Here is a 14,042-nt window from a genome sequence, read left to right as displayed (position 1 = left end):
GTGGCAGTAAGCGTGGTAAGTACCAAGGCGAAGCTCGACGGGCTGGCCGAGATTCTGGCGATCGCCGCGGAACCAGCAGGTGAGGCCGCTGTAGCCAAGCGAGCGAAGAAGGGCGTTCCCAGCGTTCGCGAGCGGATGAACATGCTGCTCGACCCTGGGACATTCATCGAAATCGGAGCGTTGGCACGTCAGCCCGGACAGCCCGATGCCCTCTACGGTGACGGACTGGTGACCGGTCGTGGGCTGATCCACGGCCGCACGGTGGTCGTGATCGCTCACGATCCGACTGTGTACGGCGGGTCGGTCGGTATCACGGCGGCGCGCAAGTTCATGCAGGCGCTGAAACTCGCGTTCGACAACGGCTGCCCGGTGGTGACGATCAACGAATCCCCCGGCGCGCGGGTTCAGGACGCGGCCGGTTCGCTCGCCTCGTTCGGCGATATGACCCGGGTCCTGGAGAAGCTGTCGGGCTATGTGCCGCAGGTGTCGATCATGCTCGGCAAATGTGCGGCGGGTTCGGTCTACGGGCCGATCAACACCGACGTGCTGGTCGGCACGAAAGATACCTACATGTTCGTCACCGGGCCCGACGTGATCAAGGCCGTCAACGGTGAGGACATCAGCGCCGAGGCACTCGGCGGCGCGGAGGTGCAGGCCAAACGCGGCACCCTGCATCACGTCGCGGACAACGAGCAGGAAGCCTTCGACTGGGCCCGCAACTACCTCAGCTACATGCCGGCGAGCTGCCTGGAACAGCCGCCGATCGTCAACCCCGGCCTGGAACCCGACATCACCGCCTACGACCTGGAACTCGAGACGATCATCCCGGATTCCGATCGTGCGGGTTACGACATGCACGACGTCCTGTTGCGCCTGTTCGACGATGGTGAATTCCATGAGATCCGAGCGGCTTTCGCCCCGAACCTGATCACCGGGTTCGCCAGGGTCGACGGCTATCCGGTCGGCGTGATCGCCAATCAGCCACTGGTCCTCGGCGGGTCCGTCGACGCCGCCTGCTCCGACAAGGGGACCTACTTCATCCGGCTGTGCAACGCCTTCAACATCCCGCTGATCTTCGTCACCGACACCCCCGGCGTGCTGCCCGGCCTCGATCAGGAAGACGCGGGTGTGATCATCCGGGGCGGCCGGATGCCGCGGGCGATCATCGAGGCGACAGTACCGATCATCAGCCTGGTGGTGCGCAAGTCCTATGGCGGCGCATACGGAATGATGGGGTGCCGTCAGGTCGGTGCCGACGTCAGCTTCGCCTGGCCGACCGCCCGGATCGCCGTGATCGGCGCCGAAAGTGCGGTCGACCTCGCCGCCAAACGCCAATTGGCCGCTGTCCCCGAGGAACACCGCGCCGCGGCGCGCGATTTCATGATCAACCAGTACAACGAGACCATCGCCACCCCGTGGATCGCCGCCGAGCGCGGCTACATCGACGCGGTGATCGAGCCCTCACGCACCCGCCTCGAGATCCGGCACGCACTGCGCCTGCTGCGCGACAAGCCGCCGGTGAAGCCGGAGTTCAACCCGCGCAAGCACCCGCTCTATCCCATGTGATCAGCCTGCGCGCGAACTGGTTTCGCTCGGGCTTCGATAGAGCTCTGTTGATCCGGACCCACGGTGGGCCCGGATCAACAGCGCGGCGCGCAGATGACACAGACCGGACACGTCGTTGAGGTCGAACCCGGTCATCTGGCCGATCCGTTTCAATCGGTAGTCGACGGTGTTGGTGTGAATGAACATCAGGCGCGCGGTCCGCGACCGCTGCATATTCGTGGACATGTACACCTCGAGTGTCCGTAAGAGCTCCGGATGCGCTTCGAGGGAATCCACGATGGAACTCAGATAGTCGCGCGCGGGGCCCGGCCGGGTCAGCTGATATTCGAAGGCCAGTTCGTGCGGGCGATATACCTTGCTCGGGCCACCGAACCGATGCACGATTTCGACGAGTTCATGGACTTGCTCGGCGGCGTGCGGGATTTCGGACGGTGTCGCCGACGTCGCCACCGCGCGCACCGGCACCTGCGCCGCGGCGGACAGGTGCACGATCAGCTCATCCAATTCCACCTGGGTGAATTCGTGCGCGGGCAGCAGTAGCGTGCCGCCGTCCACGCTCAACAACGACAGGACCTTCCCGTCACAGCGGTCCGCCAGTTCTGCCTGGACGCGGCGCAATTTGCGTCGCGCGACGACTTTCGCGTCCAGGGTGGGATCGAATTCCTCTGCGTGCGGCGGGAGTTCGAGCGCCATCACGTGATAGCGATCGGCGACCTCGATGCCGCATTCCCGCGCCATCGTCGACGTGTTCTGGCCGCCGAGCAGCGCCGAGGTGAGGGTGTGGACCGCAGTGTGATGCTCGCTGTCCACCGATCGCAATTCGCGAACGTAGGCCACCGAGACCGCCGAGGTGATCATTTTCTGAGCGTCCATCAGCCGCCGAGCCACCCCGACCACGGTGTCGTAGTCATGATTGGTGACATTGGTGATGACGAGATCGAAGCCGAGTTTGAAGCCCTCGTGCACGGCATCGTGAATGGTGTCGATCGGGATTCCCTCGCGCGCCCAATCGGCGGCGGCGGCCTGTACTCGCTCCACCCGCCCCGGGATATCGCGTCCGTCGAGCATGCTCCTGGTCAGCTCCAGACAGACGCGGGTCACCGTGGTGACGTCTCCGTCGAGCGCTTCGCCGGGCAGTGTGCCGCACGGCACGACATTCTCGATGAAATGCACCACCATCTGGCGGGATATCGTCCGCACATCCTTCAAGGGGTTCGACACCGGCCGCCCCGAAACGGTCAGGAACGGCTCGATGGAAGTTGCGCCAGCCATGATGAATCCTTCCCACCCAGATCACTGGGCAAGGCCCCAAACTACCGTGAACGACAATCCCCCGTCCAACCTTCACTTGTGACAAGGAGTAAGAGAAGGCTGGATCAATGATGCTTTCCGACAAAGAAACCCGCGGGCCTGCGGGTCCACAACGGTGCGGCGGTGGCGGATCCGAACCGGAGCCGCGCACATCTTCACTCCGTGAACGGTGTCGCCACCGCCGCATTTAGCCGTGTCAGCCGGTTACAGGCAGAAGCTGACCTCGAGCACCGGGAGCGGAAGGGGGACACACACTTCCACCGAACCCGAGACGGGCGCAGGCGCCGCGGCCGTGGCAGTGCCCGCGCCGATCGCACCGGCGGACAGCACGATCGCGGCGACGGCGAGCGGACGGGAAATTCTGGAGTTCATATGGTCATCCTTATTTGCACTCTGTGAAGCATCCCAGCTTCGGGACATCTCGATCAGATCACGGCCACCACGCCGACCGCTATCACCGTGCACAGGTTTTGACGTTCCAATTCCCTTTCCGAGGAATTGTCATGGATTTCCACAACAATTTCCATCGCGAACTTCTCGCGTTTCGTAGCGCCTTCAGGTATTGCGTGGCCGTCTGTCCCGAGCGGGATTCGGGATCGGTTGCGGCACTTGACGCAGCAGCCATCTGCGCGGGCCACCGCCCGGAAGGTCGAGCACCGCGGTCGTTTCGAATCCGAGGCGTTCGTAGAAGGACAGGTTGTGGGGATTCGTCGTTTCCAGGTGGACGGGGACGCCGTCGGCGGCAGCCCGATACATTCCCGCCGCGATCAGATCCCGTCCGTGTCCTTGTCCGCGTGCCGCCGCGGCGACACCGACCGCCAACAGGTGCCAATGCTGCTCCTGCACACCTGCCGCGTAGGTCGCGCGCGCACCGGTTTGCGCACGTCCGGCGTATGAACCGTAGGTGTGGATCGCTTTCAGCTGTCGACCCAGCGTCTCTCGCGGCAGGATGTGAAAGGTGGCCAGCCATACCGCGACGCCGACGATCGCGCCGGTGCTGTCGAGCGCGAGGTCGACGCCATCGCTGCAATCGCGTGCGTCGTCGAGTGAGGATCGAAACGAGCGGACGAGCCGGGTTCTGCGGCTGGATTCCTTCGGGTGCAACCACAGGGTCGTGGGATCGTTCGCCAGGGACGCCGCCAAGAGTTCGGCGGCGACACCGAAGTCCTTCCGGTTGCCGGGGCGAATTCGCCGAGCATCTTCCTGTACCGCATCTCCCACGGGCGGAATGATAATGGCGAGTCGCCCGTCCGGCTGCTCGAGCTGGGGCGATCAGACCGGAACGGCTCGGCCACGCAGGTAGGCGATGACGTTCTCGGCGCCCGACTCGTTCGGATCGGCGGCGGATAACCGCAGCCGGGTCACCGCATCGTCGAGTCGCGGTCCTGGCCCGTGTTCGGCGAGCAGAACGACGATCGCCTCCAGCACGGCAGGCTGGGGATTCGGGTCCGCCAGTAGTTCGTTCAGATAGGCGTCCGGTTCGAGCAATCGCAGTGCCCGGCGCGCGTAGGCATGGACGCGCACCGGTAAGTCGGCGCGCACGGCGTCGACATCGGCCTGGAGTGCGGGGCGCTCCCGGTGGGCAGGATCGACGCGCAGCGACCACAACTCGGTCACCTCCGCGCCCAGACCGTGGTTGTCGATCAAACCGGGCCCGGTGGCCTGTTCGAGTGCTGTCGGCGGGAGGTCTCGCACGGCGTCACGCCAAGCGCGGAATTCCCACCAGGCGGTCGGCGTCGCGCTGAGCTCGAGGCCGAATCCGAGCGCCTGCTGACCGTCTGTCCAGGTCCGCTGGACGCGGGTGCGGCGGATCGAGGCGACCCCACCCTCGGTGACCTGGGTCCAGGATGCTTCCGTTCCGTGAAAGCCATATGGCCGCAACAGCTTTCCCGCCTCACGGGTCAAGCGGCGTAGCGCAGAGTCCGGTCCGTCCATGAGAGCAGACTAACTTCGCGCACCGACAAGTTCGGTTCACCGAGCAACAGCACCCGCTCCGCCGCATGTCGCGGCGGAGCGAGATTCACGCCCGGCGGCGGCTCGTTCGTCCTAGGAATCGACGACGCGGGCGCCCGTCGTCGCGGCGAGCACCGCGGCGGTGACCTGATCGGGCGCCTCGACCATCACCAGGTGCCCCGCACCGTCGACGACTATCGCCCGCGCCGGTGCCAACGTGCGGTTCAGCGTGGCGCCGGCGCGAGCGCACAGCACTCGATTGCGACTGCCCCAGACCGTGGTGATGGGCGGAAAGCCGTGGGGCGGCACGAACTCGTCCAGTTCGCCGAGCCGCGGGATCTCCCGGGAGATCGCGGCGGTGACCATCAATCGGCGGGGTTCGGTCCAGCTCTCGCGCAAGTGCGCCACGATTTCCGCCGCGTGCGGCGCTTTCTCCGAACCGAGTTGTTCCGCCACGATCAGTCCGGCCAGCGGGCCGGGAATGCGGACATATGCGAGCAGTGAATCGAGGTGCACGCGCCGACCCAGTTGCGCCGCCCACGCGGTGCGGGTCGGCCGCAGAGTGGCCGGGGTCAGCGGGCTGCTCAGTACCAGTGACCGCACCCGGTCGGGATTGCGCTGTGTGTAGAGCAGCGACAGCGCGCTGCCGAAACAGTGGCCGACCAGCGTCACATCGCGCAGATCCTGGTCTTCGAAGAACGCGGTGACCATGGCGACATAGTTCTCGACGGTATATCCGTCGTCGGGGGCGTCGGAATCGCCGTAGCCGATGAGGTCGATCGCGACGACCCGATGCGTCTGCCGCAGGGCGTCGAATTGCGCACGCCAGATGTGACGGTCGCCGCCGAGGTTGTGCAGGAAGACGATCGGTGGCCCCGCACCCGCCTCGTCATAGGCGATCGAAGTTCCGCGAAAGTCGAAATACCGCATCCCCGGGCTTCCTTCCGGTGGCAGCCACGTGACCACGCCGTCGTGGTCAACCCACGGTAGCGCCGACCCCGTCGTCCGCACGGCGAAACTCTCGCTTCTGCTCCTCGGCACGCCACACCACCAGGGCGATGATCAGCGCGAACGCCGCCAGCGCGGTCCCGGTCCGCAGGAAGTGGAACAGATCCCACCGCGCGAGGATGTCGGCGTAATCGGCGGGCGCGCCGTCGACAGCCCAGGCGTTGATCTTGTGGTTGATCGGCACGTTGCCGAGCCGGGTGATGAGGAACGATCCGACGACGAGCAGCGCGGCCGCCGCGGCGAGCACCCGGTCCCTACCCGTCTGCACGACGGCCAGGACGAGGCAGCTCAGCGCGGCGGCGGCCATGGTGAGCTGCATGCTGATGCTGTTGTTCTGCATGAGCTCGGTGTGGAATTCCAGGCGCATCTGCAGGGGGACCCGATGAAAAGTCGGGACCAGATTCGCGGCACCGTAGCCGAACGCACCGGTGAGGAGTCCGGTGGTGAGCAGGGCGAGTGCGCGTATCGGAGCGTGTTTCATGGGGTCGAAGTTAGCCGCCGACACCTAACTCTGACAATAGTGTCAGAGTTAATCGAGACAGAACTCGTTGCCCTCGGGGTCGGTCATCACGATCCACCCCGCACTCATCGGCGGCTCGGGTTCGAAGCGCTCGACCCGCTTCCCGCCCAGTGCGACCAGCCGCGCGCACTCCGCCTCCAACGCCGCCATGCGCTCGTCCCCCTGCAACCCGGGCGCCGCCCGAACATCGAGATGAACCCGGTTCTTCGCGACCTTGTCCTCCGGCACCTGCTGGAAGAACACGCGTGGGCCGTGACCCTCCGGATCCTCGATCGCCGACTTCGAATTCCGCTCCTCCGCGGGAACCCCGATCCGCGCGAGAAACTGATCCCACACAACAAGCGGGTCCACCCCGGCGGGCACCTCGACTCCCGGCGGCCCCGGATGCACATACCCCAGCGCATCCCGCCAGAAGGTCGACAGCGCGGCCGGATCGTGCGCGTCGAAGGTGATCTGAATATGGCGGCTCATCATTACTCCGTTCATGGCAACCGAACACACGAGGTGACAGATCTTCGGTCACCGTATGTCAGAGGTCCGACAATCTGGCGCTGTAGCTGCCGAGGCAGGCGATTCGCCCAGTCCGACCGTGGCGTGGACGGTCTTCATCCAGGCGGGCGTGCTGTGCGTGGTGTTGGTGCTGCTGATTCTGCCTGCCCGCAATCTCGCCTTCGGCGGCCTCAGCGAACGATATCTGCCGCCGGACAACAGCACTCGCGTCGCGCAGGAGCAGATCGACGCCACCTTCCCCGGCCGCAGATCCGATGGATTTCAGGAACCCCTGCGGGAACAGCAGCATGCCGCCCGCGCTGGCGATGATCATCGTCGCGGAGAACACCACGGTGGGCCCCGCGGTCGTCATCGTGCGCCGCACCGCCGCCGCGGTGTCGTGACCTTCCGCCAGCTCCTCGCGGAAGCGACTCACGACGAACAAACCGTAGTCGATGGCCGATCCGGCGCCGATCATCGAAACAACCGGTGCGACAAAAGAGTTCACCTCGGTGACGTAGGTGAAGGTGCGCACGATCCCGCTCGCACCCGCCATCGTCAACCCACCGACGATCAGCGGCAGCGCGGCCGCGACCACACCACCGAAGACGAAGAACAGCAGCAGTGCGACCAGCGGGAATGCGAGGACTTCCATCCGCCGGATGTCGTCGCACAGGGTGTCGTTGAGTGTTCCCGCCACCGATTGCAGCCCGCCCACCCGCACATCGACGCCGGGAATCGTGAAGGCGTCCTTCACCTTTCTGGTGTTGCGCAACATCTCGGTGTCGTTGTCGCCGACGATGGCCACGGCGGCGACCGCCTCCCACCAAAAATACCGCCTCTTCGCGACTTTCCACCGAGCGATTTATATTCCTTGACAGGAATATTCTGTGAAGTGAATACTCGAAGCATGGACGCGATCGCATCAGCACTCGGAGACGGCGCACGGTGGCGCATCGTCGAACTTCTCGCCGAGCGCCCCCGCTCCGTCGGCGAGCTGGCCGACTCGACCGGGTTGCGCCAGCCCCAAACCACCAAGCACCTCCAGACATTGGCCCGCGCCGGGCTCGTCACGGTCTTTCCGCTGGGGCAACGTCGCGTCTACGCGGTCGAGTCGGCACCGCTACAGGAGCTCGCGAGCAGGCTCACCGACCTGGTCGACGCCATCTCCACCCACGCGGACGAGCGCGATGCGGTCGAGCGGTATCGCGCCGCCATCGCAGCGGAATCGCGTGCCGCGCGACGGGACCGCTGGGCAGATGGACGCAGCTTCACCTTCGTGCGCGTCCTGACCGCTCCCCTCGATCTCGTCTGGCAGCACTGGACAGATCCGGATCTGCTCGAATCCTGGTGGGCCCCACCGTCGATGACGATCACCGACTGCGTCGTCGAGCCGAGGAAAGGCGGTCGCGCCGCATTGGACTACCGCGACGCGGAGGGACGGCGATACCGCTCCGAGGGCCGGGTCACGGCGGCGAAACGACCGGGCCGTCTCGAGTTCGACCTGTCCGTTCTCGACGCGGCAGGCGCCATCTCCTTCACCGGCCACTACGACCTGACCCTCGACGAGCGGCCCGGCGGCACCCGCCTGACCCTCGACCTGACGATCACCGAAACAACCGTCGAGGCGGTCCCCTACATCGCCGGGATCGAAACCGGCTGGGGCCGAGTCCTCGACAATCTCGCGAACACCCTCCCCGACAGCTTGGACAAGCCATGACAGAACGAACTGTGACCGCGAATATCGGCCTCACCCTCGACGGACGCTACAACGGCCCCGGCGGCCCCACCGACGCGCAGGCGATCGTCCGCTACGCCACCACCGATGTCGCGCGCGATCACCTCACACGCCTCTGGTCGGGCGCGACGACGGCGCTGCTCGGTCGCGTCAATGCCGAAGGCTTCCTGGCGTTCTGGCCGACGGTCGCGGCCGACGAGAATGCCGACCCGCGCGACCGTGCCTACGCGAAGTGGTTGCTCGACACCGAGAAGGTGGTCCTGTCGAGCACCCTCACCACGGCGCCGTGGGCGCGCACCCGCCTGGCGAACGCGCCGGCCGCCGACGTCGTCACCGCGCTGAAGGCCACCGGCACGGGCGACATTCTCGTCAACAGCAGCCCGACCGTGATCAAGGATCTGCTCGCGGCAGACCTGATCGACCGCCTGTACCTGCTGCTCTGCCCCGAAATCGCCGGCGACGGACAACGGCTGTTCGACGACGGCTTGCCCAGCTCGCGCTGGACGCTCACGCGTCGCGAGGTCGGCGAACTGGGCGAGATGGCCCTGACCTACGACCGCGCGCGCTGATCGACGCCGACCTCCCGCAGCGCGGCGATCAGGAAGTCGTTGACCGCGTCGGTTCGCTCGAGGTGGACGAGGTGGCCCGCGCCCGGAAGTTCCACCACCGCGCGCAGATCGGTGACATTGGCGCGCAGCGTGGCGAGGGGGTCACGACCGCTGAAGCCCTCCATGTCGGGGTCGTTCTCGCCGTAGAGGAAGTATGTCGGGACCTCGATCCCGGCGTCGGCGAAGGGCTCGGCGAGCTCCCAGTTGCGATCCAGGTTGCGATACCAGTTCAGGCCTCCGGTGAACCCGGTCCGTTCGAATTCGGTGGCGAGGGTGTCGAACTCATCCTCGGTGAGCCAGCTCCACGGCAGCGCGGGCGCCTGGGGCAGTACATCGAGGTAGCCCAGACCCGGCGGGTTCTTCCAGGTGTCGAGATAGTGGTAGTCGCCGGAGAGGGAGAAGTAGACGCGGGACAGGAATTCCCTCGGCCGCACGGCGAGTTCGACATCGGCGACGCCGGGTTCCTGGAAGTAGGACAGGTGCAGGAAGTGACGCTGGGCGGCCTTGGTCCAGAAGGCCGAGGGCGGGCGCGGCGGGCGCGGCGAGTACGGATTGTTCAGCACCACAACGGCTTCGACGCGCTCGGGAGCGCGTAGCGACAGTTCCCACACCAGTTGGGCACCGAAATCGAGGCCGACGAACACGGCCTTCTCGGCGCCGATGTCGTCGAGCAGCGCCAGGAGGTCGCCGATCACGGCCGCATTGGTATAGGCGGCGACGTCGGCGGGCGCCTCGGTTCGGCCGTACCCGCGCAGGTCGGGCGCGATGGCCCGGAATCCCGCCTCGGCCACAGCTCCGATCTGCCGGTGCCAGATGAACCCGGTGTGCGGAAAGCCGTGACAGAACACGACCGGGTAGCCCTGCCCCTGTTCGGTGACATGCATCCGGATTCCGCCCGTGTCGAGGAATCTCTGCTCCACTACCGCCTCCAATTTCTAGAACGTGTTCTGATTTGACGGTAGTGTCCGGAGGTCATGAGCGGAACACCCAAGATTCTGGCCGGGCGCGTCGCGGTCGTCACCGGGGCAAGTCGTGGCATCGGCAAAGGCATCGCCCTCGAATTGGGCGCGGCCGGCGCGACCGTGTACGTGACCGGGCGCACCACCGAGCCGGGGAGACTGCCCGGCACCGTGCAGGAGACCGCCGCGATGGTCACCGAGTTCGGCGGGCACGGCGTCGCGGCGGTCTGCGATCACCGCGACGACGACGCGGTCGAGCAGCTCTTCGCCCGGATCCGCGAGGAGCAGGGCCGCCTCGACGTACTGGTCAACAACGTCTACAACTCCCCGGCCGCCGCCCGCTGGCTGGGCCGCAAGTTCTGGGACGTGCCGCCCAAGGCCTGGGACGAGACCTTCGAAATCGGCGTGCGCTCGCATTACGTCGCCAGCGTTTTCGCCGCGCCGCTGCTGATCGAGTCGGCCGGGCTCATCGTCAATGTCTCCTCCCCCGGCGCGCGGCGGTACATGCACAATGCCGTCTACGGCGTGGGCAAGACCGCACTGGATCGCCTCACCGCCGACCTCGCCCACGACCTGAGCGGAACCGGCGCGACCGCCGTCTCGATCTGGCCGGGAATCGTGGATACCGAACTGCTGCAACTGGTTCCGGCCGACGAGCACGGCCACCGCCGGGTGACCCTGCCCGGCGAGGGCTCCTTCGACCTCGACACCGCCGAGACCCCACGCTTCCCCGGGCGCGCCGTGGTGGCACTGGCCGCCGACCCCGGCCGGTCGACTCGCTCCGGGAAGTCCTGGAAAGTCGCCGACCTCGCCGAGGACTACGGGTTCACCGACGTCGACGGGCGCATCCCGCGGGCCGACTGACTCCCTCTAGAATTACCTGCGACAGTGCGTTACATTTACATTGAGGATCAGCCGCTCGATGGCTGTCCAGGTGACAACGGAGAGAAACAATGACGTTCTCGAAGACCGCGGCTGCCGAGTACGCCGAAACCCTGCACACACTGTCGGAAGGGTCGGTCCATCGCCGGTTCGACCCCTACCTCGATATCGACTGGGACGCACCGGAACTCGCGATCGATCGCGACGATCCTCGCTGGGTGCTCTCCGACGAACTCGACCCACTCGGCGCCACGAGCTGGTATCAGAACCTGCCGCTGGAACGCCGGATCGAGATCGGGCGGTGGCGGCAGGCCAACGCGGCCAAGGTCGGGCTGGCGTTCGAATCCATCCTGATCCGCGGGATGATGCAGTACGCCATGACCTTGCCCAACGGCTCCCCCGAATTCCGGTACTGCCTCCACGAGATGACCGAGGAGTGCAACCACATCCAGATGTTCCAGGAGCTGGTCAATCGCATCGGCGACGATGTGCCGGGCATGCGGCCGATGTTCCGGGTGATGTCACCGTTCATCGGCGTCGCGGGCGGCTACTTCTGGGCCATTCTGTTCATCGGCATCCTCGGCGGCGAGGAACCGATCGATCACTATCAGAAGGCGCTGATCCGCTCCGACAAAGAGACCCAGCCCGCGCTGCTGCGGATCATGCAGATCCATATCGCCGAGGAGGCGCGCCATATCTCGTTCGCCAACGAGTTCCTGCGCACCCACATCGCCCGGATGGGCCCGGTGCGCACCGCGGTCTGCGCGGTGGCGTTCCCGATCGCGATGCGCTGGCTGGCCGACGAACTGGTCAAGCCGTCGAAATCCTTCGCCGCCAAGTTCGACATCCCCGACGACGTATTCGACGACGCGTTCTGGCGCAGCCCCACCTCCCGCCAGATCCTCAGCGGATTCTTCGGCGACATCCGAACGCTGGTCGACGAACTCGGCATGATGAACCCGGTGACCCGGCAGCTGTGGAAGCTACTGAAAGTCGACGGCGGCTACACCCGCTACCGTGGTGAGCCGCAACGCCGCGCGAGCTGATCGGGACTGATGCCGAGCGAATAACCCGCGTCGTCGTCAACTAAGATCAACGACGGTAATTCTCGGCACCCGAACGAACAGGACTCCCATGGCGCGCAAAGTCGTTGTCACACTTGTCGATGATTTCGATGGCACGTCCGCTGCCGATGCGACTGTCACATTCGGAATCGATGGGGCAGCCTACGAAATCGACCTGTCGGATGCCAACGCGGCACAGTTGCGTGAGGTGTTCGAACAGTGGGTTCCGTACGCGCGCCGCACCGGGCGCGCGAAGGCGGGCGCCGCACGTCGTCTCGGCGCGGCACCGGCGGCCGAATCCACCCGTCGCAACGATCTGACCGAGATCCGGGCGTGGGCTTCGCAGAACGGACACACGGTGTCCAGCCGCGGCAGGATCTCGGCGGACGTCATCTCGGCCTATGAGCAGGCCTCGGCGTAAATTTTCGATTCGTCGACAGCACGGCGCGCATTCCCTCCGCGCGCCGTGCTGTTTTCGTTTCAGTTGGGCAGTGGGATATCGGCTTTGAATCGCTCACCCGGCGGGAGACCGCGCAGCACCGCACTGGTCCAGGCGACCGCGGGCGGCCAGCCCGCGACGGCATTGACGATGTGTTCCGGCAGCGGCATCGTGTAGAACCGTAGATCCGCGCCCCGGTTCCAGTAGTCGTTCACCGTCGGCAGTACCGCCGACGTCGGGATCAGTTCGTCCCAGATTCCGTGCCACCAGAAGATCGGGCTGTCCGGAATATGATGTCCCAGACTCTGGTCCGCGAGAACCTCCATCACACCCGGCGCCGTTTCGAGTGACTTCCCCGGCTGGAAATAGGCACTGATCGGCCGGTACGCGCCGGCGGCGGCGATCGTGTAAACGCAGCGACTGCGCATATCCGCCACGATCGCCTGCCCTTCCGGAGTCAGCAATTCCTTCGCGTCGAACTGGTCGGGAAATTCCCGCGACAACGCGGCGAACCCGAGCCACATCGTGAAATTGCTGGCGCCGGTGAGACCCGGCTGCTGGGCGATCGCGTACCGGGCCTGAGCTCGCAGATCGGCGGGGAATCCACCCACCGCGGTGCCGAGCAACCGCACATCGGGGGCGTAGCTCTCGCGGAGTTCGGCCGCCCGGATCGAACCGGAGCCGCCCCCGGAGTATCCGTAGAGCGCGATCCCGGAGTCCGTCAGGCCCAATGCCGAGTTCTTCATGGCGCGCAGACTGTCGAGCACCATTTTGCCTTCGTCATAGGTGTTGAAGGTATTGAACTTGCCGTCGAAGTCGGCGACGTTGATCGCGAACCCCTGCGCAAGCCAGTACACGGCCAGTGCAGCCTCTTTCATCGTGCCCGTCTGCAATGTGTAGGACGGATTGCACGACGAGTCGGTCGCGTCGATGGCCTCCTGGAACGACACCACCGGCCGCGGACTGCCCGACCACGGGATCCCGGGAACGATCACCGAGGTCGCGGTCGCGATCGGGTTGTCGTGCACGTCGTTGCTGCGGAACAGCAGCTGTTCGGTATGCACCGGGAAGGGCAGGCCGAGCAGGCGTGTCTGCACCGTTCGAGAACGGATGATCTGGCCGGGCGCATAGGAGTTCAGATCCTCCGGGTCTTCGTACCAGGGATCTTCGGCGGGCACCGGGATCGGCAGCATGTCGTAGAGCTGAGGTTCGGCGGGCAGCTGCGGGAGCTGGTTCTGATCCGGCGGGAAACTCGGATACGGGTCACCGATGGCGCTGCCGACGCTCGATATCGCCAGGCACACCGCCGCCAAGGGCACCGCCGCCCACCTCGTTCCGAGCCTGCGTCCCCATCCCGGGCGGACGGTAGCTGCCGTGCTGCGCTGCATGGCGTCTCCTCTTTTCTAGGTGACGCCGATTACAGCACGATGGCTTGTTTCTAACAAGAGTACTTGTTCACAATGCATCCGGCCACTCGCCGTCGACAAGCGATCAATCACCAGGGT

15 protein-coding genes and 1 pseudogene are annotated in these 14,042 nt (G+C 65.7%); 6 read left to right on the top strand and 10 right to left on the bottom strand.

Going from position 1 to position 14,042, the window contains the following annotated elements; all coding sequences use genetic code 11:
• The first annotated feature begins 12 nt into the window (after positions 1-12).
• Positions 13-1,566, top strand: a complete 1,554-nt coding sequence (locus ACFVJ5_RS26640; RefSeq protein ID WP_379224082.1) for an acyl-CoA carboxylase subunit beta — start codon at positions 13-15, stop codon at positions 1,564-1,566.
• Here ACFVJ5_RS26640 and ACFVJ5_RS26635 read toward each other — a convergent pair whose 3' ends face one another.
• From ACFVJ5_RS26635 to ACFVJ5_RS26600, 8 genes and pseudogenes are all read right to left on the bottom strand, one after another.
• Positions 1,567-2,838: a PucR family transcriptional regulator gene (locus ACFVJ5_RS26635; RefSeq protein WP_379224080.1), complete on the bottom strand. Its 1,272-nt coding sequence runs from the start codon at positions 2,836-2,838 to the stop codon at positions 1,567-1,569.
• Between the two features lie 243 nt (positions 2,839-3,081).
• Positions 3,082-3,249 carry a hypothetical protein gene (locus ACFVJ5_RS26630; RefSeq protein ID WP_378657025.1) on the bottom strand — a complete coding sequence of 56 codons (168 nt, stop codon included), beginning with the start codon at positions 3,247-3,249 and terminating at the stop codon, positions 3,082-3,084.
• A 183-nt stretch (positions 3,250-3,432) separates the two neighbouring features.
• Positions 3,433-4,098 (bottom strand): GNAT family N-acetyltransferase, encoded by a 666-nt coding sequence (locus tag ACFVJ5_RS26625; RefSeq protein ID WP_379224078.1) that lies wholly within the window; start codon positions 4,096-4,098, stop codon positions 3,433-3,435.
• Between the two features lie 51 nt (positions 4,099-4,149).
• A complete protein-coding gene (locus tag ACFVJ5_RS26620; RefSeq protein ID WP_379224076.1) occupies positions 4,150-4,812 on the bottom strand; it encodes a hypothetical protein in 663 nt (220 codons plus the stop codon).
• A gap of 111 nt (positions 4,813-4,923) precedes the next feature.
• Entirely contained in the window at positions 4,924-5,760 is an 837-nt protein-coding gene (locus tag ACFVJ5_RS26615) for an alpha/beta fold hydrolase (protein WP_379224074.1), read from the bottom strand.
• Between the two features lie 46 nt (positions 5,761-5,806).
• Positions 5,807-6,319 carry an anthrone oxygenase family protein gene (locus ACFVJ5_RS26610; RefSeq protein ID WP_379224072.1) on the bottom strand — a complete coding sequence of 171 codons (513 nt, stop codon included), beginning with the start codon at positions 6,317-6,319 and terminating at the stop codon, positions 5,807-5,809.
• Between the two features lie 48 nt (positions 6,320-6,367).
• A complete protein-coding gene (locus ACFVJ5_RS26605; protein WP_379224070.1) occupies positions 6,368-6,829 on the bottom strand; it encodes a VOC family protein in 462 nt (153 codons plus the stop codon).
• 280 nt (positions 6,830-7,109) lie between these two features.
• Positions 7,110-7,667, bottom strand: a pseudogene (locus tag ACFVJ5_RS26600) (MMPL family transporter); the annotation flags it as partial.
• A 90-nt stretch (positions 7,668-7,757) separates the two neighbouring features.
• Here ACFVJ5_RS26600 and ACFVJ5_RS26595 point away from each other — a divergent pair.
• Together ACFVJ5_RS26595 and ACFVJ5_RS26590 are read left to right on the top strand one after the other, a co-directional pair.
• Positions 7,758-8,567: a metalloregulator ArsR/SmtB family transcription factor gene (locus tag ACFVJ5_RS26595; protein ID WP_379224068.1), complete on the top strand. Its 810-nt coding sequence runs from the start codon at positions 7,758-7,760 to the stop codon at positions 8,565-8,567.
• Positions 8,564-9,154 carry a dihydrofolate reductase family protein gene (locus ACFVJ5_RS26590; protein WP_379224066.1) on the top strand — a complete coding sequence of 197 codons (591 nt, stop codon included), beginning with the start codon at positions 8,564-8,566 and terminating at the stop codon, positions 9,152-9,154. Before ACFVJ5_RS26595 ends, ACFVJ5_RS26590 begins: the two co-directional genes overlap by 4 nt.
• Here the strand turns inward: ACFVJ5_RS26590 and ACFVJ5_RS26585 are convergent.
• Positions 9,136-10,077: an alpha/beta fold hydrolase gene (locus ACFVJ5_RS26585; protein WP_379224557.1), complete on the bottom strand. Its 942-nt coding sequence runs from the start codon at positions 10,075-10,077 to the stop codon at positions 9,136-9,138. The two genes, ACFVJ5_RS26590 and ACFVJ5_RS26585, sit on opposite strands and share 19 nt — an antisense overlap.
• A gap of 90 nt (positions 10,078-10,167) precedes the next feature.
• Between ACFVJ5_RS26585 and ACFVJ5_RS26580 the strand changes: the two genes are divergently transcribed.
• The 3 genes from ACFVJ5_RS26580 to ACFVJ5_RS26570 all read left to right on the top strand — a co-directional run bounded on the left by ACFVJ5_RS26580 (position 10,168) and on the right by ACFVJ5_RS26570 (position 12,519).
• A complete protein-coding gene (locus ACFVJ5_RS26580) occupies positions 10,168-11,016 on the top strand; it encodes an SDR family NAD(P)-dependent oxidoreductase (protein WP_379224064.1) in 849 nt (282 codons plus the stop codon).
• Between the two features lie 89 nt (positions 11,017-11,105).
• On the top strand, positions 11,106-12,080 hold the full coding sequence (locus tag ACFVJ5_RS26575) for a diiron oxygenase (protein ID WP_379224062.1): 975 nt from the start codon (positions 11,106-11,108) through the stop codon (positions 12,078-12,080).
• Between the two features lie 88 nt (positions 12,081-12,168).
• Positions 12,169-12,519: an Lsr2 family protein gene (locus ACFVJ5_RS26570; RefSeq protein WP_378630144.1), complete on the top strand. Its 351-nt coding sequence runs from the start codon at positions 12,169-12,171 to the stop codon at positions 12,517-12,519.
• A gap of 59 nt (positions 12,520-12,578) precedes the next feature.
• Here ACFVJ5_RS26570 and ACFVJ5_RS26565 read toward each other — a convergent pair whose 3' ends face one another.
• A complete protein-coding gene (locus ACFVJ5_RS26565) occupies positions 12,579-13,925 on the bottom strand; it encodes a lipase family protein (protein ID WP_379224060.1) in 1,347 nt (448 codons plus the stop codon).
• Between the last annotated feature and the right edge of the window lie 117 nt (positions 13,926-14,042).

It is taken from the genome of Nocardia sp. NPDC127606 (assembly GCF_042671725.1).
In the GTDB taxonomy this organism is placed as follows: domain Bacteria; phylum Actinomycetota; class Actinomycetes; order Mycobacteriales; family Mycobacteriaceae; genus Nocardia.
Note: the sequence above shows the minus strand (reverse complement) of the source record. Positions and strands in the feature narration are given on the sequence as shown.

Excerpts from the sequence above, each read along its gene's own strand:
- ACFVJ5_RS26565 (WP_379224060.1), bottom strand. The coding sequence starts at position 13,925 with ATGCAGCGCAGCACGGCAGCTACCGTCCGCCCGGGATGGGGACGCAGG.
- ACFVJ5_RS26585 (WP_379224557.1), bottom strand. The coding sequence starts at position 10,077 with ATGCATGTCACCGAACAGGGGCAGGGCTACCCGGTCGTGTTCTGTCAC.
- ACFVJ5_RS26635 (WP_379224080.1), bottom strand. The coding sequence starts at position 2,838 with ATGGCTGGCGCAACTTCCATCGAGCCGTTCCTGACCGTTTCGGGGCGG.
- ACFVJ5_RS26570 (WP_378630144.1), top strand. The coding sequence starts at position 12,169 with ATGGCGCGCAAAGTCGTTGTCACACTTGTCGATGATTTCGATGGCACG.
- ACFVJ5_RS26605 (WP_379224070.1), bottom strand. The coding sequence starts at position 6,829 with ATGAGCCGCCATATTCAGATCACCTTCGACGCGCACGATCCGGCCGCG.
- ACFVJ5_RS26630 (WP_378657025.1), bottom strand. The coding sequence starts at position 3,249 with ATGAACTCCAGAATTTCCCGTCCGCTCGCCGTCGCCGCGATCGTGCTG.
- ACFVJ5_RS26615 (WP_379224074.1), bottom strand. The coding sequence starts at position 5,760 with ATGCGGTATTTCGACTTTCGCGGAACTTCGATCGCCTATGACGAGGCG.
- ACFVJ5_RS26620 (WP_379224076.1), bottom strand. The coding sequence starts at position 4,812 with ATGGACGGACCGGACTCTGCGCTACGCCGCTTGACCCGTGAGGCGGGA.
- ACFVJ5_RS26595 (WP_379224068.1), top strand. The coding sequence starts at position 7,758 with ATGGACGCGATCGCATCAGCACTCGGAGACGGCGCACGGTGGCGCATC.
- ACFVJ5_RS26590 (WP_379224066.1), top strand. The coding sequence starts at position 8,564 with ATGACAGAACGAACTGTGACCGCGAATATCGGCCTCACCCTCGACGGA.
- ACFVJ5_RS26580 (WP_379224064.1), top strand. The coding sequence starts at position 10,168 with ATGAGCGGAACACCCAAGATTCTGGCCGGGCGCGTCGCGGTCGTCACC.
- ACFVJ5_RS26610 (WP_379224072.1), bottom strand. The coding sequence starts at position 6,319 with ATGAAACACGCTCCGATACGCGCACTCGCCCTGCTCACCACCGGACTC.
- ACFVJ5_RS26575 (WP_379224062.1), top strand. The coding sequence starts at position 11,106 with ATGACGTTCTCGAAGACCGCGGCTGCCGAGTACGCCGAAACCCTGCAC.